The 22,602-nt window shown below is 66.5% G+C and carries 19 protein-coding genes; 10 read left to right on the forward strand and 9 right to left on the reverse strand.

Annotated elements, in window-relative coordinates:
- Positions 1–118: 118 nt before the first annotated feature.
- The 7 genes from QNO00_RS15370 (at position 119) to QNO00_RS15400 (ending at position 7,569) form a co-directional block, all read left to right on the forward strand.
- Entirely contained in the window at positions 119–478 is a 360-nt protein-coding gene (locus tag QNO00_RS15370; protein ID WP_284025124.1) for a hypothetical protein, read from the forward strand.
- Between the two features lie 4 nt (positions 479–482).
- On the forward strand, positions 483–2,414 hold the full coding sequence (locus QNO00_RS15375; protein ID WP_284025125.1) for a hypothetical protein: 1,932 nt from the start codon (positions 483–485) through the stop codon (positions 2,412–2,414).
- The gene (locus tag QNO00_RS15380) at positions 2,411–3,031 is read left to right on the forward strand and encodes a hypothetical protein (RefSeq protein ID WP_284025126.1); all 621 of its coding nucleotides are present in this window, start codon (positions 2,411–2,413) and stop codon (positions 3,029–3,031) included. The genes QNO00_RS15375 and QNO00_RS15380 overlap by 4 nt, the downstream gene beginning before the upstream one ends.
- A 69-nt stretch (positions 3,032–3,100) precedes the next feature.
- Entirely contained in the window at positions 3,101–4,516 is a 1,416-nt protein-coding gene (locus QNO00_RS15385) for a sensor histidine kinase (RefSeq protein WP_284025127.1), read from the forward strand.
- Positions 4,517–4,617: 101 nt separating this feature from the next.
- Positions 4,618–5,349, forward strand: a complete 732-nt coding sequence (locus QNO00_RS15390) for a response regulator (protein ID WP_284025216.1) — start codon at positions 4,618–4,620, stop codon at positions 5,347–5,349.
- 109 nt (positions 5,350–5,458) lie between these two features.
- Positions 5,459–6,340, forward strand: a complete 882-nt coding sequence (locus QNO00_RS15395) for an ABC transporter ATP-binding protein (RefSeq protein WP_229966215.1) — start codon at positions 5,459–5,461, stop codon at positions 6,338–6,340.
- Entirely contained in the window at positions 6,337–7,569 is a 1,233-nt protein-coding gene (locus QNO00_RS15400) for an ABC transporter permease (protein ID WP_284025128.1), read from the forward strand. The genes QNO00_RS15395 and QNO00_RS15400 overlap by 4 nt, the downstream gene beginning before the upstream one ends.
- Here the strand turns inward: QNO00_RS15400 and malQ are convergent.
- Together malQ and QNO00_RS15410 are read right to left on the reverse strand one after the other, a co-directional pair.
- Complete coding sequence (gene malQ / locus QNO00_RS15405) at positions 7,566–9,722, reverse strand: 4-alpha-glucanotransferase (protein WP_284025129.1); 2,157 nt, start codon at positions 9,720–9,722, stop codon at positions 7,566–7,568. The two genes, QNO00_RS15400 and malQ, sit on opposite strands and share 4 nt — an antisense overlap.
- 58 nt (positions 9,723–9,780) lie before the next feature.
- Positions 9,781–10,110 carry a DUF6221 family protein gene (locus tag QNO00_RS15410; RefSeq protein ID WP_229966218.1) on the reverse strand — a complete coding sequence of 110 codons (330 nt, stop codon included), beginning with the start codon at positions 10,108–10,110 and terminating at the stop codon, positions 9,781–9,783.
- A gap of 123 nt (positions 10,111–10,233) precedes the next feature.
- On the opposite strand from QNO00_RS15410, the gene QNO00_RS15415 reads away from it, so the two are divergent.
- Both QNO00_RS15415 and QNO00_RS15420 read left to right on the forward strand, forming a co-directional pair.
- Positions 10,234–10,482, forward strand: a complete 249-nt coding sequence (locus QNO00_RS15415) for a hypothetical protein (protein WP_284025130.1) — start codon at positions 10,234–10,236, stop codon at positions 10,480–10,482.
- 119 nt (positions 10,483–10,601) lie between these two features.
- The gene (locus QNO00_RS15420) at positions 10,602–10,832 is read left to right on the forward strand and encodes a hypothetical protein (protein WP_229966220.1); all 231 of its coding nucleotides are present in this window, start codon (positions 10,602–10,604) and stop codon (positions 10,830–10,832) included.
- On the opposite strand, the gene QNO00_RS15425 is transcribed toward QNO00_RS15420, so the two are convergent.
- The 3 genes from QNO00_RS15425 to QNO00_RS15435 form a co-directional block, all read right to left on the reverse strand.
- Positions 10,829–11,587, reverse strand: coding sequence for an SDR family NAD(P)-dependent oxidoreductase (locus QNO00_RS15425; protein ID WP_229966221.1), 759 nt, complete (start codon positions 11,585–11,587; stop codon positions 10,829–10,831). The genes QNO00_RS15420 and QNO00_RS15425 overlap by 4 nt on opposite strands.
- A gap of 165 nt (positions 11,588–11,752) precedes the next feature.
- On the reverse strand, positions 11,753–12,025 hold the full coding sequence (locus tag QNO00_RS15430) for a hypothetical protein (protein ID WP_284025131.1): 273 nt from the start codon (positions 12,023–12,025) through the stop codon (positions 11,753–11,755).
- A gap of 381 nt (positions 12,026–12,406) precedes the next feature.
- Positions 12,407–15,883, reverse strand: coding sequence for a proline dehydrogenase family protein (locus QNO00_RS15435; RefSeq protein ID WP_284025132.1), 3,477 nt, complete (start codon positions 15,881–15,883; stop codon positions 12,407–12,409).
- 146 nt (positions 15,884–16,029) lie between these two features.
- Here QNO00_RS15435 and QNO00_RS15440 point away from each other — a divergent pair, with 146 nt between their 5' ends.
- Complete coding sequence (locus QNO00_RS15440; RefSeq protein WP_284025133.1) at positions 16,030–16,959, forward strand: LysR substrate-binding domain-containing protein; 930 nt, start codon at positions 16,030–16,032, stop codon at positions 16,957–16,959.
- Between the two features lie 69 nt (positions 16,960–17,028).
- On the opposite strand, the gene QNO00_RS15445 is transcribed toward QNO00_RS15440, so the two are convergent.
- The 4 genes from QNO00_RS15445 to QNO00_RS15460 form a co-directional block, all read right to left on the reverse strand.
- A complete protein-coding gene (locus QNO00_RS15445) occupies positions 17,029–17,922 on the reverse strand; it encodes a YsnF/AvaK domain-containing protein (RefSeq protein WP_229966225.1) in 894 nt (297 codons plus the stop codon).
- Between the two features lie 247 nt (positions 17,923–18,169).
- Positions 18,170–19,858 (reverse strand): long-chain-fatty-acid--CoA ligase, encoded by a 1,689-nt coding sequence (locus QNO00_RS15450; protein WP_284025134.1) that lies wholly within the window; start codon positions 19,856–19,858, stop codon positions 18,170–18,172.
- Positions 19,859–19,921: 63 nt separating this feature from the next.
- Positions 19,922–20,899 carry an ATP-grasp domain-containing protein gene (locus QNO00_RS15455; RefSeq protein WP_229966227.1) on the reverse strand — a complete coding sequence of 326 codons (978 nt, stop codon included), beginning with the start codon at positions 20,897–20,899 and terminating at the stop codon, positions 19,922–19,924.
- A gap of 26 nt (positions 20,900–20,925) precedes the next feature.
- The gene (locus QNO00_RS15460) at positions 20,926–22,533 is read right to left on the reverse strand and encodes an AbgT family transporter (protein ID WP_284025135.1); all 1,608 of its coding nucleotides are present in this window, start codon (positions 22,531–22,533) and stop codon (positions 20,926–20,928) included.
- Positions 22,534–22,602 lie beyond the last annotated feature (69 nt).

Genomic DNA, 22,602 nt, shown 5'->3' on the forward strand with positions numbered 1-22,602 from the left:
ACACCTTCCGGGGTCCTCCGCGCAGGCCCGGGCCAGTTGTCCACAGGTTTAATTCGGCCCTGTCCCTGATGCCGGGGAACGCACTTATAGTGATCGCAGAAACAGGGGTGGTGGTTTCATGTACGACGTTGACGTATCTGCGCTCCAAGCGGTGCTCATGGCGGTTGCAGTGGACGGCACCGCGCTGCACCAGGCGGCAAATGAGGCGCGGGCCGGCGGCGACGAGGCGGCCGGCCAGTTCGGCACGGCTGAAGGAGTGGCCGAGGCCTTCGGGGTTTTCTGGGCACCGCGGGATGACCTGGGCCAGCGGGTGGCCAGCCTGGTGTTCCGTAAGGCTGACGCCGTTGCGGAGGCCGCCCAGGCATTCGTGGAAGCTGACGGCGAGATGAGCAGCACCGCGCTCCGTTCCCTGGCGGAAATCCACACCGGTTATGCACCGCCGGTTAGCCGCCCCCGGCCCGGAACTCCGGTGGAGTAGCGCCTTGTTTTACCTCGAGGCGCTCCCCGATATCAATGTCCCCTGGGCTGTTCTCACTGCGGCAGCAGCCACCATGAGGGACCGGGCCTCGAACGCCGTCAGCCTGTTTGACGCGGTCTCGGCCACGTGGGACGGACTGCAGCAGGCCTACCGGGAAACCTCCACCCAGGACAGGGTGTACTCCGCGTTGCTGGACCTTCGTGACCCGCTCATGGATTGGGCAATAGCACTCTCGGCGGGCTGCACTGTGCTCGAAGATTTCGCAGCGCAGGGACTGCCCCTGCAGCGGGAGGCCAACATCCTGGCTGGGGAAGGGGTCGGCCTGCGCACGTCAGCCGCGGCTGCTGACGCCTCCGGCGACGATGAGCTGCTCGCTGCCGCAGCCCGCGACGGGACCGCCTTCAACCTGCGCGTCCAGACGCTGCAGCAGAACTGGACGCGGCTGCTGGAAACCGTCAGCTCGGACCTGGCCGGCATATCCGGCGGCACCGGAGAAACCCTGCCGGTCATCGCCGCTCTCGGCGGGCCGGTGCTGCCCGCTCCGGACTGGGTTGGGCTGACCTCCACCCTCGATGACCTCGGGGAACTCGATCCGGAGGCCGTGGTCGACTCGATCCTCTCCCTCACCGACGACGAGCTTCGTGAGTGGTCCCTGGTCAACCCGGAAGCGGCGCTGATCCTGGCGCGCAATAAACTTCCCCACACGCCCGCATCAAAGACCGCGGAATTCGTCATGGGTTTGGCCAGCGGCGGAGGCTATAAGCGGCCGTGGGGGAGCCTGGCCGCCGACCTGGCGCCGGAAGGGATCACCGTCATCCGAACGCAGTGGCTGACCCTGGATCCGCTCGAACAACGGAGGCTGCTGCTGCTGTATCCCTCCCTCTTCGGAAACATGAACGGCGTCCCCCTGGCCCAGCGGGCAGTGGCCAACATTGTCACCGTTGCCGGCTACCGGGAAGAAGTGGCCAGGCAGCTGGCGGGCATGGGTGGTGAACCTCAGAAGGAGAACTTCGCGCCGAACCCGGGCGAACAGGCCCTCTACTCCGCGGCGCGCTCCGTCTGGGATGAGCTCAACCGGAAGAAGGAGGGGCTGGACCACGCCGCCTTGGCCGGAGTCCAGGTAGTGATGGTGAGCTTGGACGGAGACGGCCGGGTTGTCACCATGAACGGAACACCCTCCCCCGCCACCAAAACCAGTACGATCCTGGTGCCCGGAACGGGCGCCGACTTGTCGAGTCTGGAAGACTACTCGCTGCGGCTCAACCAGCTGATGAAGGACAGCGGCCCCCAGGATCTCTCCTTCTATTGGCAGGGAACGGATCTGCCGGATGAGGTGAAGCACAACGCCTCCGCCCGGTACAACGAGGCAGGCGGCCCCCTGCTGGCGGGTTTCGACGCCGCCGTCGATCTCGAGCTGACCGCCGGCACTCGGACCACCAGCATCGGGTACAGCGCCGGAGCAGCACTCGTGGGGACCGGCGAACGGGAGGGCCTCGATTCCACGAACATCATCTATTTGGCGCCGTCCGGTGTCGGAAACGACGTCGGCAGCATCGGCGACACCCAGAACCGGGAAGCCCACCGGTTCTGGATCCAGGCCCGGGATGATCCCATCTCAACGGCTCTGCTCCTGAGCGGGGCGTCCCAGGGCGGCGACCCCGAACAGATGGATGTGACCCGGCTGGACTCCGGGTTCATCAATCATGATTCGGGCGGTGAGCTGGTCTCGGGCCATGAACAGTATTTCCATCCGCAGTCCACTGCCATGCAAAACATGTGGCAAGTCGTCTACGGCGGGAACGTTTACCCGTACGTTCCGGATGAAATGTACGTGGACGAGGGCGGCTTGTGGCCGTACAGTCCGTTGGAGAAGACGCCCGAGGACTATGCGGGAGACCGTATGCCCTCTGTTCCGATTGAAAGTACCGAACGATGATGCGGAATCCCCTTTCTGCGGCGCTGCCCCGGTTTGCCGCCCTGGCACTGCTGACTTCCGCCCTGGGAGGCTGCGCCTTGAACCCCTTTTCCGAAACCCCGGACCCGGCGGGCCGGCCGGCCGCTGACATCGTGCCGGAGCTGGAAGCTCTCTTCCCCGAACTCCTGGCAGAGGCAGGAGAAGGGTCACCGATCGAGGTCGCATCGCTCCGGGAAACCTCCTGCCTCGACTCGGTGCAGGACGAGCATCCAAACGCGATGACGAGCGCGCAGGCCTGGGCACTGGGGCGGTATGCCGACCATGCACCGGCCCAGGCGGCAGTGGACGCCCTCGCCGCCCATCTGAGCGGGGAAGGGTGGGCGCTGCAGGACGAGTTGCGGAAGGAAGCGGACAGCAACGGCGATGTCCATGTCATCAACTACACGAAAAACGATTTGCGGGCGCTGGTGCGCTACCGGCATGCGGAACTCGACGGCCACCGGGTCGTTGATGTGATCCTCAGCAGCCCGTGCGTGGAGAATCCGGTGGAGCACCGGATGATCCGCTCCAAGCTGGACCCTGATTACGGCGTCCACAGCAAGCACTACGATTACGAGGCCGAAGCCGCAGACCGATGAGCTCCGCGCAGGACGGCGTTCATCCCTGCGGCGGAGTTCCCGGAGCGCTCGGACTCCTAGACTGGCACCATGATCGATTCCCCGGCCTCCCACGCCGGCATCCGGAGCAGTTCCGGGGCCCGCCGCCGGCCGCGCCCAACTCCCCGGGTTCCCCGAGTTCCCCGGCTGCCCTGGCAAACCGGTGAGGACTGGGAGCGCCCAGGCCCGACGCGGGAGCAGCTGCGGCGGGATGTGCTCGGCGCCGCCCTCGTCTTACTGATCAGCGCCGTGGCGCTGGAGAGCAGCCGCGGCTTCGGTGCCATGAGCGGCGATGACCGCCCCTTCTGGGTGCAGCACCTGGTGATGGCGCTGATGGTGCTGCCGCTGGCAGTGCGGCGCCGTTTTCCGATCACCGTGCTGCTCGTGGCATCGGGCCTCTTCTTGGGCCTAAGCATGTACATGCCGGGCCTCGGCGCCCAGCTTGGCTTCCAGGCGGCCTACTTCGCCGCGATCTACGCCGCGGTGGCGTGGTCGCGGAACCGCCGCCTGCTGAACCTTGCCCTGGTGCTGGTGATAGCGGCGATGGCCCTGTGGCTGCTGCTTACCTTCACCGTCTCGCAGTCCTACGACGCCTTCCTCCAGGAAATCCAGGAGCAGAACGACAGCCACGACGGCCTGATGTCGCCGATGGTTTCGTATGCCGTCTACACCGTCCTGATCAACGCCGCCTACTTCGGCGGGGCGATTCTGTTCGGCCGCACCTCCTGGCGCAGCGCCCTCCAGCGCGAGCAGCTCTCCCAGCAGGCCGAGCAGCTCAAGATCCAGTCCGCTGTGCTGGCCCACCAGGCCGTGGTCAACGAGCGGCTGCGGATCGCGAGGGAACTGCACGACGTCGTCGCGCACCACATCGCCGTGATCGGCGTCCACGCCGGGGCTGCGCGCCGGGTACTGGCGAAGAAGCCCGAAACCACTGCCGCAGCCCTGCAGACCATTGAGGAATCAAGCCGCGAGGCGGTGGATGAAATGCGTTCGCTGCTGGGGGTGCTGCGCGCATCCGACGAGGGGGAACCCGCGAACGACGGCGGCATCCACCGCCGGCCCGAGCCCGGCCTGGCGGAGCTGGACGGGCTGGTCGCCGAGCATCGCGCCAACGGGCTCAAAGTGTCCTTTTCCCGGGTCGAAGATCTTCCGGGCGCGCTGGACTCGGTGTCCGCCCCACTGTCGCTGTCGATCTACCGCACGGTGCAGGAATCCCTGGCGAACGTGCGCCGGCATTCCACCGCCGGCGCCGCCGTCGTCGCCCTGCGCACCGGATCTTCCGGCGACGCCCGCTGGCTGGAAGTGGAAACGGTCGACGACGGCAGGCCGCGTCCCTGTGCGGCCTCCGGCTCCGGCTTCGGGTTGCGGGGAATCCGGGAACGGGCAGCCCTGCACGGCGGAACCGCCGAAATCGGACCGCGGACCGGCGGCGGCTGGCGGGTGCGGGTCCGGGTTCCGATTCGCTGAACCCCGCTCCGGCCGCTTTAGCGGTACCGTAATTTCCGCAGGCGGTACAGTCCCTGCGGCCAGGGGGGGCTTTCCCCGACGAAAGGGTGTGAACGCACGTGATGGAACCGATCCGGGTCCTGCTGGCGGATGATCAGGCGCTGGTGCGTGCGGGCTTCGCCATGATGCTTTCGGTGGAAGATGACGTCGAGGTTGTAGGGCAGGTGGCCAACGGCCGCGAGGCAGTGGACTTCGCCGCGGCCTACCCCGTGGACGTAATCCTGATGGATGTGCAGATGCCGGTGCTGGACGGAATCAGGGCCACCGAGGAGGTGGTGCAGGCCGGTCTGGCCAAGGTGATCATCCTGACCACGTTTGAACGCGACGACTACCTCTTTGATGCCATCCGCTCCGGTGCCAGCGGCTTCCTGCTGAAAAACGCCGACCCGGATGACCTGGTGGCGGCGGTGCACGCCGTGGCCAGCGGCCATGCCTTGCTTGCACCGGAAGTCACGGTCCGTGTCATCGAGCGGTTCGCCCGCCAGCTGGGGTCCGAACAGACGCCTGCGGCCGCCGGGACACCGGCTCCCGTTTCCGCCCACCACCGCAAGCTCCTGGAATCCCTGACGTCCCGGGAGCGCGAAGTCCTGGTAAATGTGGCCGCCGGATGCAGCAACGCCGAGATCGCTTCCCGCATGTTCGTGGCCGAGGCAACGGTCAAGACGCATGTTTCCAACCTGCTCGCCAAAATCCAGGTCCGCGACCGGGTGCAGGCCGTGGTGTTCGCCTACGAATCCGGCCTCATCCTTCCGGGGGAGACCGCTGCTGAAATGCCCGGCGACCGGCACCGCTGACTCCAGGTCTTCACCCGTCCGGCCGATCCCAGCAGCCGCGGCCGGAACTAAAGTCGAGGGAGAAGTTACCCCTGACGACGCCCGGCCTGCCGGGAAAGGAGCAGCCCCCATGCTGCAGGTTCAAGACCTCACCCGGAAATTCGGGGACAAGACGGCGGTGGACAGCGTCACGTTCGACGTCCCGTCCGGCCAAATGACCGGATTTGTGGGCGGCAACGGCGCCGGAAAGACCACCACCATGCGCATGATCATGGGGGTGCTGACGGCCACCGGGGGCGAGGTGCTCCTCGACGGCTCCCCCGTGACCGCCGCTGACCGGTCCCGCTTCGGCTATATGCCCGAAGAACGGGGGCTCTATCCCAAGCAGCCCATCCTGGACCAGCTGGTCTACCTCGGCCAGCTCCACCGGATGAGCTCAGCTGCCGCCCGCACCGAAGCCATGGATCTGCTGGAACGGTTCACTCTGGCCGACAGGCACAAGGACAAGCTGGAGTCGCTGTCCCTGGGCAACCAGCAGCGGGTGCAGATCGCCGCGTCGCTGCTGCACCGGCCCAGCGTGCTGATCCTGGACGAGCCGTTCTCCGGGCTTGACCCTGCCGCGGTCGATTCCATGGTGGAGTTGCTGCGCGAGCGTACCCGCGAAGGTGTCCCCGTCCTGTTTTCCAGTCATCAGCTGGACCTCGTGGACCGGCTCTGCGACAACCTGGTGGTGCTCAAGGCCGGAAAGGTCATGGCCTCCGGATCCAGCGAGCAGCTGCGCGCCGAAGCGCCCCGCCGGCACCGCATCACCATTTCCCCGGATGCCGGTTGGCTGCGGGACGAGCCCGGCCTGGAGGTTATTGACGTAGCCGGACCCACGGCAGTGCTCGAGTTCGACGGCGACACCACCGCCCAGCGCGTGCTCGGCGCCGCCCTGGCCCGCGGCACGGTTGAAGAATTCACGCCGTTGAGGCCGTCACTCAGCGAAATTTACCGGGAGGTATCAGCATGAGCACCACCGAGACCCGCCGCCCTGATTCCTCGGCGCCTCAACGGCCGGAACCGGCGGAGGACAACACTCCCCCTTGGGCCATCGTCACCCTGCGCGAGGTTATGGTGAAGGCCCGCGACCGCAGCTACCTGATTTCGACTGTGGTCACCCTTGTGCTGATCGTGGGTGCCGTGGTGTTCAACGCCTACATGGCCAACCGCGGCACCGACTACACCGTGGCCGTGACCGCAGGGTCCGGAGCGTCGGTGGTGGACACCGCCGGCCAAAGTGCCTCCGCTGACGGCAGCACCGCGTTTGAGGCGGTTACTGCCGACTCCCCCGAGGCTGCACGGAACCTGGTCAGCGACGGGGAGGCCGACGCCGCGCTGCTGCAGGACTCCGACGGCACCTGGACACTGGTGGGCGACGAGGAAATCGACAGCGGACTGCGCTCATCGGTCGCTGAAGCTCTGCGGATCACCGTGATTAATGACAACGCCGAAGCGGCTGGGATGACCGGCACGGAGCTGCTGGCCGGAAGCGAGCTGGAGGACGAACTGCTGGACGGCGATGCCGACAACGCCCTGCTGGCCACCATCGTCGGCTTTGCCTTCAGCTTCCTGTTCTACATGTCGGCCATCATTTTCGGCATGGCCATCGCCAGCTCGGTCCTGGAGGAAAAGCAGAACCGGGTCGTGGAAATCCTCGCCACCGCCATTCCCATCCGGCAGCTGCTCTACGGCAAGGTGGCGGGCAATACCGTCCTGGCCATGGTCCAGCTGGCACTGTACGGCGGGGCTGCCCTGCTGGCGCTGAACTTCACGGACACCGCGGACATGGTGGGAATGATCATTCCGGCCTCCGGCTGGTTCCTGGTGTTCTTCCTCGCCGGGTTCCTGATCCTGGCATCCGCCTGGGCCATGCTGGGTGCCATGGCCAGCCGCAGCGAAGACCTGAACAACAGCTCCACACCGGTCCTCGGCGTCATCTTTGCGGCACTGTTTGCCGGCATGTTCGCCGAGGGACAGCTGCTGGTCATCGCCTCCTTCGTTCCGGTGGTTTCGTCCGTCGCCATGCCCATCCGGATGCTGAACAGCGAGATTCCGCTGTGGGAAACCTTCCTGTCCCTCGGCATTGCCCTGGCCGCGGCCTACGCCCTGCTGCGGTTCAGCGAAAACATCTACCGCCGCGCCGTCATGCAGAGCGGAGGCGCGCTGACCCTGCGCAAGGCCATGAAGCTGGAGTCCTAGATCGACCGCTGCATCAGGTTCGCCAAGGAGTTGAAGCGGTCGTTGGACGGCAGGTCATCGAGCAGGATGGCCTGCCCGTCCGGTCCGCACAGGGGGATGCGCCAGTTGGGGTATTCGTCCCCCGTGCCGGGCTGGTTTTGGGTTTGCCGCTCCCCCACCGCGTCGGTCAGGGACACCCCGAGGAGCACCGACGGCGTCTGCAGGATAAAGGAATGCAGCGCCTCGACGGTCTGCTGTATCTTCTCGGCGCCGACGGCACCCGTTTCCGCCAGCAGCCCCCGGGTGCGCACCAGGGACAACAGGGCTTCCTGAGCCGCGGCGTCGAGCTCCCGCTCTTCCTCCACCGGGCGGCTCAGCAGGCCCAGGGACGCGCGGAGGTCCACGTGTTCCCCGGCCAGATAGCCTGCGGCAGGCGGCAGGTCATGGGTGTTCACGGTGGTCAGTGCCCCCTGCCGGTACTCCTCCGGCAGGCGCGGACCGGTCTCCGTCTGTTCGAACCACAGGATGGACGTACCCAGCACGCCGCGCTCCCCGAGGTATTCCTGCACCCAGGGCTCGAACACCCCCAGGTCCTCGCCGATGACGACGGCGCCGGCGCGTTCGGCTTCGAGCGCCAGGATTCCGATCAGGGCTTCGTGGTCAAAGTGCACATAAGCGCCGTCGCCCGGAGAAGATCCGGACGGAATCCACCACTGCCGGAACAGTCCGAGGATGTGGTCGACGCGGATGCCGCCGGCATGCCGCAGCACCGTGCGCAGCATGTCCCGATACGGCAGGTAACCGGCGTCGGCCAGCCGCTGCGGATGCCACGGGGGCTGGCTCCAGTCCTGGCCCTGCTGGTTGAACATGTCCGGCGGTGCGCCCACGGACACGCCGGGCGCCAGGACCGGACGCAGCATCCAGGCGTCGGCTCCGGCCGGATGCACGCCAACGGCGAGGTCGTGGACGACGCCGATGGCCATGCCGGCGCGGCGGGCAACTGACTGGACGTTTTCGAGCTGCTGATCGCAGATCCACTGCAGCCATTTGTAGAACTGTCCGCGGGCAGCAAGCTCGGCACCGTGTTCCTGCACGTAGGGGCTGTCGGGTCCGGTGATCCGCTCCCATTCCGGAGCTCCGGCCGGCAGCGTTTCCGTCAGCGCGCACCACAGGGCGAAGTTTTCCAACCCCTGGCCTTCCAGGGCACAGAACTGTTCAAACTGCTTTTCCCGGGCAAAACTGCGCGGCACCGCGAAAATGTCTTCCAGCGCTGCCAGCTTGGCCGCATAGGTGGAGTTCCGGTCCAGCTGCTCCGCCGACAGGTTCGCCGCGCCCAGGGTACGTGCCGCGTCCTCGACCTTTGCCCTGGCCTCGCCGGGAAGGTAGCCGTACTCCGGTATGTCTTCCACCCGGATATAGAGCGGATTGAAAAAGCGCCGCGTGGCCGGCAGATACGGTGACGGCTCCAGCGGCGGCACGGGTTCGGCGGCGTGCAGCGGGTTGATCAGGATGAACCCGGCACCATGGTCGGCTCCGGAGAGCGCGGCCAGATCCGCCAGGTCGTTGAGGTCGCCGATCCCCCAGGACCGGGAGGACCGCACCGAGTACAGCTGCGCCATCAGCCCCCAGGCGCGGCGGCGGGAGAGCTCCGCCGTCGTCGTCAGGCGTTCCGGCGTGACGACCAGGACAGTTTCGGCCTGACCGCCGCCGCCCTCAACCTCCAGTCGGTGCCACCCCAGCGGCAGGTCGTCGGGCAGCAGCACCATGGTGCGGACGATCCGGGTTCCGTCGACATCCAGTTCCTCGCTGGGAACCGCCGGCCACTCGATCTCCCGGCGGTTCCCGTCTTCCAACGTTATCCAGACGCGGTTTTCCTTCCCCGCGGGGGTGTGCACGGCGACGGAGTGGCTCCTGTGTTCGCGAACGACGACGGCCCCGGGCAGAGTCTGTCGCCACGGTGCCAGCCGCCCGCCAGCCAGGGACGCCGCCAGCTCTTCCTCGGACTCCACTCCGACTCCAAGCGCGGAGAGCACCCTGCGCAGGGTTTCATCCGACACCTCGCGGGGCGTTCCGTCCCATCCCTTGAAGGTGGTGACAACGCGGTGCTGGGCTGCGAGCTCACGCAGCAGCGTGCTGCTTTCGGCCGGAAGGTCTGTGGAGTTCGGTGAAGTCATGACAATCAATCTAAGGCTTCGGATGCCCCGGCGCCCACTCCGGAGCCTCTGGCCGGGGTCAGCTCCGCTTTTCGGTGAGCCGCCAGACATCCTGATAATCCGGATGGTCCTGGTAGGCAGCAGCCATGGCCGCCAGCGCCAGGGTTGTCCATTCCAGCTCGTCCGCGAACTGCTTCCCCTGGCCGTCCGGATCCATGACCATCCGGGCGAGGGCGTTGCGTCTGGCACCGCCAATAATCTCGATCAGCATTAGCTTGGCCTCGCATTCGCGCAGCAGCCGCTCCTCATACCAGCGGTCGGAAGGGGAAACACCTCGGGCCGTCAGGAGCTTGCGGGACTCCGCGGCATCGTCCTGGAAGCGGGTCAGCAGGAAGTCCACGATATCCATGTCCTCGATCGTACGCGGTGGAAATCAGGGCGTCAGGGACACCGTTGAAAAAGCCCTCGCTGAGGACCGGAATAATTCCGCCTCCGGGTTAGTTGACATAACTAGTCAAGCGAAAGAGAGCCCGTGCCAGCTGTCAGCACGCCCAGCACACCCACACGTTCCAAGCCTGCCCGCGCCAAGCGGGTCCGAAACATCCGCGCCATCCGCCGCGGGGACCACGTAGAGGTCCGCAGCGGAAGCGAAGTGTATTACCGCGGAGAAGTCCGCGACACCGCACCGGGCCTGGGCACCGTCTGGATCCGCGAGGACGACGCCGGAACCCGGACCGCCGTCAGCGTCGAGGATTTCACCATCTGGAAGATCCCTGCGTAACCGAAAGATTTCATCCTTCGGTTTCCCGGTGGAAATATTCCGTTAACGGAATCGGTCCACGCTTAAGTACTGCAGTTCAAATCAGTGGAACTTTCCCCGCCTGCGTCCAGGAGGCTCCCGTGACACTGCCGCCAAATCACCGCCGCGTTCGGGTTCGGAATCTCAACGACCTTCAGCGGGGCGATGAAATTGAGGCCATGATCCTCAGCGTTGTCCACCACCGCGGCCGGGTGCAGGATGTCGCTCCGGGGATCGGCGCCGTCTGGATCCGCACCGCCGCCGGAAAGCGGGCGCTGGTCCATGCTGACGAGTACCGGCTCTGGCAGCTCCGGCCCGGCGAACACGGCTAGCGGTCCATCAAGGCTCCGGCGCTGATGTTCAAGGTAGCGGCTGTCATGCTGGCCGCCTTGTCCGAGGCCGCGAACGCTGCCGCATAACCCACCTCTTCCAGTGTTGCTGCCCGCCGCAGCAGCGTGGCTTCGACAATGCTGTTGGTTATATCCTCGCGGCCGTCCAGGTCCGCCGGCAGGGATTCCGGAATGCCGCCGCTGCGCAGCGTGACCACGCGGATGCCGTATTCACCGAGCTCGACGGCCAGTTGCCGCCGCATCGCCTCAATGGCTTCGAACGCAGTGATGAGCCCGCCGTAGTAGTTTCCCGGCGTCGTGTCGCCGGAGCCCCCGAACGCCAGGATCACGCCTGACCGCTGCCGCATCATATGCCTGGCGGCTGCCCTGGCTGTCAGGAACATGGACTGCACCGCGGTGGATACCGGGCGCAGATAATCCTCCACGTACATGTCCACCATCGGCGAACCCTGGACATCGCCGTGCTGGATCACGTTCATTGAGATGTCCAGGCTCCCGGAGGCTGCCGCCACATCCTTGGCATGCGCATCCACGGCCTGCGCGTTGGTGGCGTCCAGCAGCGCCGTCTCTGCCAGCCCGCCGTCGGCGCGGATCTCCCGTGCCACGGCCTCCAGCTTCTCCGGACTGCGGCCGGCCAGGTAGACACGGGCCCCCTCGCGGGCGAAGGCACGGGCCACCGCTCCCCCGACCGCTCCTCCTCCGCCGTAGATGACGGCGGTTTTCCTGTTGAGCAGCATGTGAGCCTCTTCGGTCCGCTGTGGCTGTGGCTGTGGCTGTGGCTGTGGCTGTCAATGATGGCACCGCCGGACCGGCTTGCACAGGGACCCGGGCTGGAAGCCCGGGTCCCTGTGCCAGTTATTGGCGGCAGTTATTGGCGGCAGTTATGCGGCTGCGCCGGCGCTCTACCAGCGCACTTTTTTCTCCCTTCGGCCCTGCTTGCCGTTGGCATGCGTGGGTTTGTGGTCCTTTCCCAAGCTCTGCCATCCGGGCAGGGCGCTTTCTGCGGCCAAGGAGGAGGCGGTCCTTTCGGGAGTCTCGCCGGTCAGCTTGGCCGCCGCCGCGGGAGCCATGTTCACCGTTGCCTCCAGCGGTGCCCCCGGTGCCGGCGCGGATAGGACCGGCACGGTCGGTGCCGGCGCGGTCAGGGGATTCGAGTGGTGTTTCTTGGACGTCATGGTGGTCTCCGGATCTTCAAGTACGGGCCGGGAGCTTCGCTGGTATGGCGCAGGCGGGCCGGTCCTCACCGTTCCGGACAGGCAAGCCGCGGAAGACGCGGAGGCTGCAGCGGAACGGTCGGGGACGGAGCACGGCCACTGCTGCGCACACTGGACAAGCGCACCCGGCGATGGGTGGATGCTGTCTGCGAAATAGCGGGTGCGTGCGGCCGGGGGAAGCAGCAAATGACTCAGTTCAAACTGGCTGCTCCGGCGGCCCGGTTCCGGGCACGGCCCTACTCGTAAATGAGTTCCATGGCCACACCGTAACAACAAAAGACGGCACCGGGATAGACCCGGTGCCGTCTCTTCCGGGACTTTTGCCCGACCTTAGGTCCTGCCCTAGATCAGGGCGTCAGACAGATGATTGGGCGTTCCGAAGCGGTGAGCGGTAATGCTGATGGCCTGCTCGTGGAGGAACGGCAGCAGCTCGACGCGGCCGGCCTCGGTGACCGGGTTCGCATAAACAGCCACGTCCGGCCGGCCTCCCAGGGCCCCCGCCAGTGCCAACGCGCCGGACCCGATGAGGCGGATGCGGGTGCCGTGGAGCGCGGGATCGAAACCGGCGGCAAAGGCCAGCCACGCGGCGTCGTTTTCCTCCGCCACCGATATCCCGTGTTCGGTCAGCAGCGCACGGACGGCCAGCGGCAGTTCCACGCCGGTGGACACGCGCAGCGCGGAACCGGCCAGCAGTCCTGCGGCCACAACCCGCAGCAGGGCGGAGAGCGGCTGATCTTCGGACAGCCGGACGGTCACGGGCAGCGGCCGGTAACGGAAGACGTTGCGTTCGGCGCTCAGCGCGGAGACATCCTTGGCAGTGCCGAATTCGTCGGCCCATGCTGCCGCGTCGCTGCTCAGTGCCCGGTGCAGGAAGTCGGTGTCGGCAGCAAAACTGCCGGAAACAGCCGCGGCCAGGATCTTGGCGGCTCCCTGATGACGGACGGGGGCGCCGGCGCCGGTGGCGGGGGCGGGTTCCCACTGGCCCAAGCCCATCAGGTAGTTCGGGCCGCCGGCCTTGGTGCCGGCGCCCACCGCTGACTTCTTCCAGCCGCCGAAGGGCTGGCGCTGCACAATCGCGCCGGTGATGCCGCGGTTGATGTAAAGGTTGCCGGCGGAAACGCTGTCCAGCCAGACGTCCATTTCAGCGGAGTCCAGGGAGTGCAGGCCCGAGGTGAGGCCGTACTCGATCTGGTTCTGCAGGGCGATGGCATCCTCGAGCGTGGCTGCGGTCATCACGCCGAGGATCGGACCGAAGTACTCGGTGAGGTGGAACTCGGAGCCGGGGCGCACGCCGGTGCGCACCCCCGGGCTCCACAGCCGGCCGCTGTCATCAAGCTGCTTCGGTTCGATCAGCCAGGACTCGCCCTCGCCCAGGACCGTGAGGCCGCGCAGCAGCTTGCCGGCGGCCGGCTCGATGACCGGACCCATCTGCGTCACGGCGTCCACCGGATAGCCGACCTTCAGGGACTGCACGGCGTCGACCAGCTGGTTGCGGAAGCGCGGGGACCGGGCCACCGAGCCGACGAGGATCACCAGCGAGGCCGCGGAGCACTTCTGGCCCGCATGGCCGAAGGCGGAGGCGACGACGTCGCGGGCGGCCAGGTCGAAGTCGGCGCTGGGCGTGACGATGATGGCGTTCTTGCCGGAGGTCTCGGCCAGCAGCGGCAAATCGGCGCGGAACGAACGGAAAAGTTCGGCCGTTTCGTAACCGCCGGTGAGGATCACCCGGTCCACTGACGGATGGGCGACCAGCTGGCGGCCGAGTTCGCGCTCGCGCAGCTGCACCAGCTGCAGGACGTCGCGGGGAACACCGGCTGCCCAGAGGGCCTCCACCATGACCGCGCCGCTGCGGGCTGACTGCCGCGCGGGCTTGATGATGACGGCGGAGCCGGCGGCCAGGGCCGCCAGGGTTGAGCCGGCGGGAATGGCGACCGGGAAGTTCCACGGCGGTGTGACCACGGTCAGGCGTGCGGGAATGAACCGGGCGCCGTCGACGGTTTCCAGGTCCTTGGCGCGCTCGGCGTAGTAGTGCGCGAAGTCGATGGCTTCGGAAACTTCGGGATCCGACTGGTCCAGCGTCTTGCCGGTCTCGGCGGCCATGACTTCCATCAGGTCCGCGCGGCGGTCCTCCAGAGCGGCTCCGGCGCGGTGCAGGATCTCGGCGCGTTCGGTTCCGCTGAGGGCTGCCCAGCCCTTCGCGGAATCGACGCCGGTGGAAATGACGGCGGTCAGTGCCGCTTCGTCGGTTATCTGCGCGTCGGCGACGGCGGCCACGCCGAGGACGGAATCCTCGATGCGCTCCAGAATGGCCCGGCCCCACGCCTGGTTGGCCGGCAGTGCCGGATCAGTATCGGGGGTGTTGGAAAAGTCAGTGTTCGCGGCGTCGGCGCCGCGGGAATCTGCCGTGCGCGGCTGGCTGCGGTCCTGGACCCGGTTGGAGGCGGGAACGGCATCATCGAGGTCCGCCAGGGAAGTGAGGAAGCGCAGCTTCTCGCGTTCGAACAGCGCCTCGTTTTCGCTGAGCTCAAAGACTGCGGACATGAAGTTCTCGGAGCTGGCGCCCTCTTCCAGGCGCCGGATCAGGTAGGCGATGGCGACGTCGAACTCCGCCGGGTGCACCACCGGGGTGTACAGCAGCAGCGATCCGACGTCGCGCTTGACGACCTCGGCCTGGCCGGTGGCCATGCCCAGCAGCATCTCGAATTCGATGCCGTCGGCGACTCCGCGCTGCTGGGCCAGCAGCCAGGCGAACGCGACGTCGAAGAGGTTGTGGCCGGCCACGCCGACGCGGACGTTGGCGACGCGCTCGGGCTGCAGCGCGTAGTTAATGACCCGCTTGTAGTTGGTGTCGGTCTCCGCCTTGGTGCCGCAGGTGGCCAGCGGCCACCCGTGCAGGGAGGCCTCCACCTGTTCCATGGGCAGGTTGGCGCCCTTGACGACGCGCACCTTGATGGCGGCACCGCCGTCGGCCCGGCGTGCGGCGGCGAACTCCTGCAGCCGCATCATGGCCGACAGGGCGTCGGGGAGGTACGCCTGCAGAACGATGCCGGCTTCCAAATCCTTGAACTCGGGCATGGACAGCAGCCTGGTGAAGACCGCCATGGTCATCTCCAGGTCCTTGTACTCCTCCATGTCCAAGTTGATGAACTTCTTCCGGGCAAAGGAGGCGGCCTGGCGGTAGAGCGGAGTCAGGCTTTCCACCACGTGCTCGACGGCTTCGTCGAACGCCCAGTGCGAGTGCGGGGACACGGTGGAGGACACCTTGATGGAGACGTACTCGACGTCGTCCCGGGCCAGGAGGTCATGGGTGCCCTTGAGGCGGCGTCCGGCCTCGCGTTCGCCCAGCACGGCCTCGCCGAGCAGGTTCATGTTCAGCCGGACGTCGTCCTTCCGGATGTCGGTGATGGCCTTGCCCAGCCGGGCATCGGTGGCATCGACGATCAGGTGGCCCACCATGCGGCGCAGCACCTTGCGGGCCACGGGGATGACAACCTGGGGCAGCACGGGGGCCATGACGCCGCCGAGGCGAACCGCCGAGCGCATGTACCAGGGCAGGAAGCCCGGCACCCGGGGCGCCAGGGCAGCAAGGTTCCGACCGGCAACCCGCAGGTCCTCGGGACGGATCACGCCGTCGACAAATCCCACGGTGAAATCCAGTCCGGACGGGTCCTTCAAGACTCCGGCGAGCTGGGCTGCCGAGGCGTCCACCGGCACACTTGCGGCTTCGGCCAGCCAGCGGCGGACGAGGGCAACTGCTTCACCGGCCAGGGCCTGGGGTGCGTCCGGACCGGCGGTGGTTTCGGTGACGATGTTGCTCATGGCGGCCAGCTCTTTTCAACGTGCGACTGATTGATTCTTCTCCAAGTATCCGCGCTAATTTGCGTAAGGCAAAGGTTAGTTTTCTTACGCATATAAGTTAGATTTACTAATGATTTGGTTTATCGGAAAAACATCGGAGGAAGCCCTTGCTGGATGTGCGCCGGCTGAACCTCCTGCGGGAGGTTAAGGTGCGAGGGACGCTGGCCGCCGTGGCGGAAGCGCTGTCCCTGAGCCCCTCCGCCGTCTCCCAGCAGCTGGCCCTGCTGGAGAAGGACGTCGGCGTGCAGCTGCTGCGAAAAACCGGACGCGGAGTGCAACTGACCCCGCAGGCGGAAATCCTGGTCAGCCACACCTCAGACATCCTGGAGTCGCTGGAACGGGCCGAAGCGGACCTGGCGTCGTCCCTGACCACCGTCACCGGGCGCATCCGGGTGGCGGTCTTCCAGTCAGCGGCCCTGGCCCTCATGCCGGGAGCCCTGTCCATCCTGCGGCAGGAGCATCCGGAGCTGCGGGTGGAAATGGTGCAGCGCGAGCCGGAGACGGCACTGTACGAAACCTGGGCGCGGGACTTCGACGTGGTGATTGCGGAGCAATACCCCGGGCATGCCGCCGTGCGGCATCCGGAGCTGGACCGCGTGCATCTGACCTCCGATGCCATTCGGCTCGCCGCACCCCATGCGGGCTTTCCGCCGGTGCAGACGCTGGCCGACACCGCGGAGCTGCCGTGGGTGATGGAGCCGCGGGGTGCTGCTTCGCGCCATTGGGCGGAGCAGGCGTGCCGGCGGGCGGGTTTCGAACCGGATGTCCGCTACGAAACCGCCGACCTGCAGGCCCAGATCCGCCTGATCGAGTCCGGCAACGCCGTGGCCCTGATGCCTGACCTCGTCTGGACCGGACGGGAGCCGAGCGTGCAGCTCCTGGAGCTTGACGGCAAGCCGCGGCGCAGCATCTTCACCTCCGCACGGCGGGCCGGCAGCCGGCGCCCGGCCATCCTGGCCTGCCGGGAGGTGCTGGAGCGGACCGCGCGGCAGGTGGCGGTTCAGCACCCGGCGCCCGACCAGCGGGGCCGTCCTTAACGGACAGCAGCTCCGGCCGAAGCCGGAGCTGCTGTTCGTGAATCATTTCCCCATCAGGCGTGCCCGGAACTAGTGTCCGGAGCCGGATCCGCCTGACTTGTCGGTTCCCGACTTGCCGGACCGGCGCGGTGAGCCGTCCACATCGGTGTCGATCTGCTCCTTGCTCACTTCTTCAGTCACGCTTTCGGTGTCGGTGACCGTCTCGGTGTCGAGCCGGACCCGCTCCACCGGAACGGTCTTCTTGCTGACCACCGGCTCCTCGGCGTGCAGCGTCACCTCGTGCTCTTCTTCGCTGAGCTCCGGGCCCGACGTGGCGGCGTCGATGTTCGCATCAGTGATCGGCTCGCGCTCGACGCGGACCTCTTCGTGGCTGACCGGAACCTGGGTGGTCACGGTTTCAGTGACGACGTATTTCCGCAGCCGCGCCTTGCCGGTCTGCCGGCTCTGGGTTCCAACGTCGAGCCGTTCTTCCGAACGGGTCATGGCGTCGTCGGTGGTGGGACCGGAGGTGTCGTGGCCCACGGTTCCGGAGGAGTCCCCCGCACCGGAGCGCGTGAAGTCCTCGTCGATGCCGGTGCCGGACCGGCTGTCGGTCATGGTGCCCGTGCCGGCGCCCATTGAGCTGCTGTCGGACGAGCCGTCGTCGTAGGTGAATCCGTAGTAGCGGTAGAGCGTCACTTCCTCCTCCGGCGAGATGGATCCGTCGGATTCCACCTGCGGAGAGTTCTTGACCTCGTCCTTGGAATACGGCACCAGCACGTCCACGCCTTCAACGGTTGCCTCGCTAAGCGGAACAAAGGACTCGTTGGTGCCGAAAAGGCCGGTGTTGACCGTCACCCAGGCGGGTTCGTTGGTCTGATCATCCAAGTAAAACGTTCCAACCGCGCCAATTTTGTCGCCGTTGGGACCCAGTACGTTACCTGAACCGGCCATGAGGCCTTCGACTTGCTGATTGCTGATCATGCTGTTCTCCTTCAGCTGCGAACCTTCACCGTTGTCCGGTGCTTATTCACGTTGGGCCGGAGTATGCCGGATGCATCGAAGGACGAACGGCGGAGGAATGATGAGCCGATCGGCCGGTGACGGCGCACGCCAAACTCCGGATGAGCCTTTGTGAGGGCCCTTTTGGCGACCCGGCCTGGAATCCCAAGCCTACTTACTATTCCAACGCAACAGCTTCAGAGCGTCAATAGGTAGTGTTCCGCTTGCCCTATTTGGTATCGGCCAAGAGCTCCCGGACGGAACGGCGCAGCACCTTGCCCAGCAGGGACTTCGGCAGTTCCTCGACGGCAACGATGCGGCGCGGCACCTTGTAGGGTGTCAGCCGCTCGCGGCACCAGGCCCGGAGCGCGGCTTCGTCCAGTTTCGTTCCGGCCTGCAGCACGACGGCGGCCACCACCTGCTCGCCGCCGTCGGCCCGGGGAAGCCCCACTACGGCAACGTCGGCAATGTCCTGGTTGCTGCGCAGCACCTCTTCGACCTCGCTGGGAGAGACGTTGAAGCCGCCGGTGATGATCAATTCCTTGCGGCGGTCCACCACCTTCACGAACCCGTCCTCGTCCACCGTGACGATGTCGCCGGTGCGGAGCCAGCCGCCCTCGAGCAGCACCTCCTCGGTGTCCTCGGTGTTGTTCCAATAGCCGGCAAACACCTGCGGCCCGCGGATCAAGAGCTCACCGGGAGCGCCGGCGGGAACATCGTTTTCCGGATGCTCCGGATCCGCCACGCGCATTTCGGTGCTCGGGAAGGGAACCCCGATGGTGCCGTTGCGGCGGGATTCGGCAAACGGGTTGCCCAGCGCCACCGGCGAGGACTCGGTGAGCCCGTAGCCTTCCACCAGCAGCCCGCCCGAGACTTCTTCCCACAGTTTCACCGTGGTTGCCGGCAGCGTCATTGCTCCGGAGATGGCAAAGCGGATGGTGGACAGGTCAATGCCGCGCTTTTTGGACTCCAACGCCACCTTTTCGTAGATCGGCGGGACCGCGCAGAAGACCGTGGGCCTGGACTTCTTCGCGGCTGCCAGCACCAGGTCCACGTCAAACTTGGGGAAGAGCACCAGCCGGGAACCGGTCAGCATGGCGAACGTCAGGTACAGGGTCAGGCCGAAGGCGTGGAACATCGGCAGCACGCCGTAAATGGTCTCCTTGCCCTCCTCGGCTCCGTGCATCCAAGCCTGGCCCTGGAGGGCATTGGACCGCAGGTTGAAGTGCGTGAGCATCACGCCCTTGGGAATGCCGGTGGTGCCCGAGGTGTACTGCAGCGCCGCCAGGTCCTGCACGGACGGCCGCGGATGGGCGGCGTCGATCGGGGGTGTGCTCAGCAGCTTTTCCCAGGACATGGTGTTCTCGGTCTTAGCCGTCAGCCCGGCGCGGGTGCGGCGCAGGGAGGGCACCGGCAGCCGCAGGGCCAAACGCTTGAGCCGCGGCATGGCCTTGGTGATGTCCACGGCGATCACGGTCTTCACAGCGATGTCACCGGGGAAACCCTGGATCTTTTCCACGGCCTTGTCCCAGACGATCGCCACCTGCGCTCCGTGGTTTTCGAACTGGTGGCGCAGTTCCCGCTCCGTGTACAGCGGGTTGTGGCCGACGACGACGGCGCCCAGGCGCAGCACGGCGTAGAACGCGATGAGGTACTGAGGGCAGTTCGGCAGGACGATGGCCACCCGGTGCCCGCGGCTCACACCCAGCCTCCGCAGGCCTTCCGCCGCGCGGTTGATCTGGTCACCCAGCTCGGCGTAAGTCGTCTCAGCGCCAAAGAACTCCAGCGCCACCTTGGGCCCGAAGCGGACGACGGCGTCCTCCACCATGGCTGTCAGGGACTCGGTGGGCAACTTGATGTTTGCCGGAACGCCGGGCTGGTAGTTCTTGACCCACGTCGGTTCCTGGGCAGCAGTCATGAGCGGAAGCTCCTTCGGTTTGGCTAATTCCGACTATAGCGACGCGCCGCTCCGAGGGATAAATTACTTGTCGGAAGGCACGGCGCCGAGCCCGGCCAGATACTGCGCCAGGGCCCGCGGCGCCGAGCGCGGAGCGGTCGCTTCGACCACCGCGTTGTAGTTGGTGTTGGTGTTCACGTCATAGGTGAGGATCCGGCCGTCGGCGGTTTCCATGAACTCGATGCCGCAAACCTCCAGCCCGGTGCGCCGGGCGAAGTCGAGGTACCGGCCGACGATGGGGTGGTCGAATCCTTCCCGCAGGCTGAAGAGCTGGGTGTCGGCATCCGGGGCAATGGTGGCTCCGGGCGGCATGATGGGTTTGCCGGTGGAGGGATCGATCGCGCAGGCGTCCGCCGGGCAGAGCTGGAATCCGCCCCGGGCAGTGTCCGCGGTGATGGCGTAGATGAATTCACCGCCGACGATCTCCACCCGGGTGATGGTGGGTTCGGCGGCAACAATGAACTCCTGGATGAGGGTAATGCCGTCTGCGGGTTCCTCGAACTCCGGGCCGGCCACGTAGTCCGCCAGCTCTCCGTGGGATTCGAATTTCCGCACCCCCAGGCCCTTGCCGCCCTGGTTGTGCTTCGTGATGAAGGGGGCGGAGAACTCCTTCGCCGCAGCCAGGATCTGGTGGCGGCCGACGGCGGCAACGGTGCGCGGCGTGTCGATCCCGGCGGCGCGGAGTGCGGTGAGCTGGTCGACCTTGCTCATTTCCAGTTCCAGGATCCGCCGGCCGTTGACCGTCCGCCGGCCGTGCGCCTCAAGCCAAGACAACACCGACCGGGCGTAGTCCTTGGACAGGGTGTGGCCGCGGGTGGCGGAGGACGCGCTGATGCGGGACCAGAAGATGCCTTCCGGCGGCACCGAGTCCAGGTCCAGGACGCCGTCGGTCAGCAGCCATTCCTCCACCTCCAGGCCTTCGGCTTCAAAGGCGCGGGCAAACGGGGGAAACCACTCGGGGTTCTCGTGCAGGGCGTAGATCTTGGGGCGGGCGGAGCTCATGAAGGTGCCTTTCGCTGGTTTCAGGTCTAGCGGTCGATGTAAATGCCATTGCCCGGGCCCAGCGGCAGGTCGAACACGAAGAACACCGTCAGCACAGCCACCCAGGCCAGCCAGAAGAGCACGGTGAAGGGCAGCATCCTTGCGATGACCGTGCCCAGTCCGGCCTGCGGCTCATACTTGCGCAGCATGGTGAGGAGCACAATCATGTACGGGTTCAGCGGGGTCAGGATCTGTGTGGCGGAGTCCCCCACCCGGAAGGCGCCCTGAATGAACGCGGGTTCAAACCCGATCAGGGCGAACATCGGCACAAACACCGACGCCATGAGGGTCCACATGGCCGAGCCGGAAATGATGAACAGGTTCAGCACCGACGCGAGCAGGATGAAGCCGAGGATGGCCGGATAGCCGGTCAGGCCGATGGACTCGAGTCCGGAGGCTCCCGCCACGGCAATCCAGTTGCCGATGCCGGACCAGTTGAACAGGGCGATGAACTGGCCCAGGATGAACGCCAGCACCAGGAACCCGCTCATGTCCTTGAGTGAGGCGCCCATGACCAGCGGAATGTCCTTGCCGGAGGCGATGGTGCCGGTGATCTTGCCGTACACCAGTCCCGGAACGGTGAACAGGACAAACACAATGAAGACGATCGAGCTCAGCAGCGGAGACTTGGGCAGGAAACCGCCGTCTTCATTGCGCCAGGGTGAGTCCGGCAGCAGCGCGCCCACCAGGATGGCTCCGGCAACGACGACGCCTGCCAGCACCGCCCAGCGCACGCCGCGGCGCTCCACCCCGGTCAGCACCGACGACAGGGCCGGTGCCGGAGCGGTGCCGGTTTCCGGCTGCCTGTCGATGCCGACGGCGTCACCGGCGCTTTCCTCGGTGGGCACACCCTGCCGGGCCAGGCGGGGTTCGAGGATCTTGTCGATGATGAAGCCGGCCAGCAGGATCAGCACAAACGAGGAGACGAAGTTGAAGAAGTAGTTGGACAGCGGATTCACCGCAGCGCCGGGGTTTGGCAGGTTCTCGGTGACCGCCGTCGTAATGCCGGAAAATAGTGCGTCCAGGCTGGTGACCAGCATGGACGTGGAGTATCCGGCCCCGGCGGCGGCAAAACCGCCCAGCAGCCCGGCCACCGGATGCCGGCCTGCCGCCTTGAAGACCAGCGCGGCCAGCGGCGGGATCACCACGAAGGCGGCATCGGACATGATGGACCCGGTGACGCCCACGAAGCCGACGGCGTAGGGCAGCGCCCAGCGCGGAGCGGAGCCGAACGCCTTGCGGATCAGGGCCGACAGCAGCCCGGATTTCTCCGCCACGCCGACGGCCAGCAGGATCGGCAGCACGGTGGCCAGGGGCGGAAAGCCCAGATAGTTCGCGCCGAGGGTGGTGGTGAACCAGCTCAGCCCCTCGGCGGTGAAGAAGCCTTTGATGACCGTTTCTTCGGTGGCTCCGGGCACGGTGACCACCACGTTGGCCCAGGCCATGGCGGTGGAGACCACGGCCACCGCCAGGAAGAGAAACAGGAACAGCATGAACGGGTCCGGCAGCTTGTTGCCGATGCGTTCCACCCCGCCCAGGAGGCGGTCGGGGAGGCTGCGGCGGCCGGTGCGCAGGGCGGTCGGTGGAGTCGTCATTCCGGTCTCGTTTCCTGGTGCGGGAGAGGCGGGTCCTGGGTCAGTCGAAGGTCCTGGTCAGTCGCAGGC

This window comes from Arthrobacter sp. zg-Y1219 (assembly GCF_030125545.1).
In the GTDB taxonomy this organism is placed as follows: Bacteria; Actinomycetota; Actinomycetes; order Actinomycetales; family Micrococcaceae; genus Arthrobacter_B.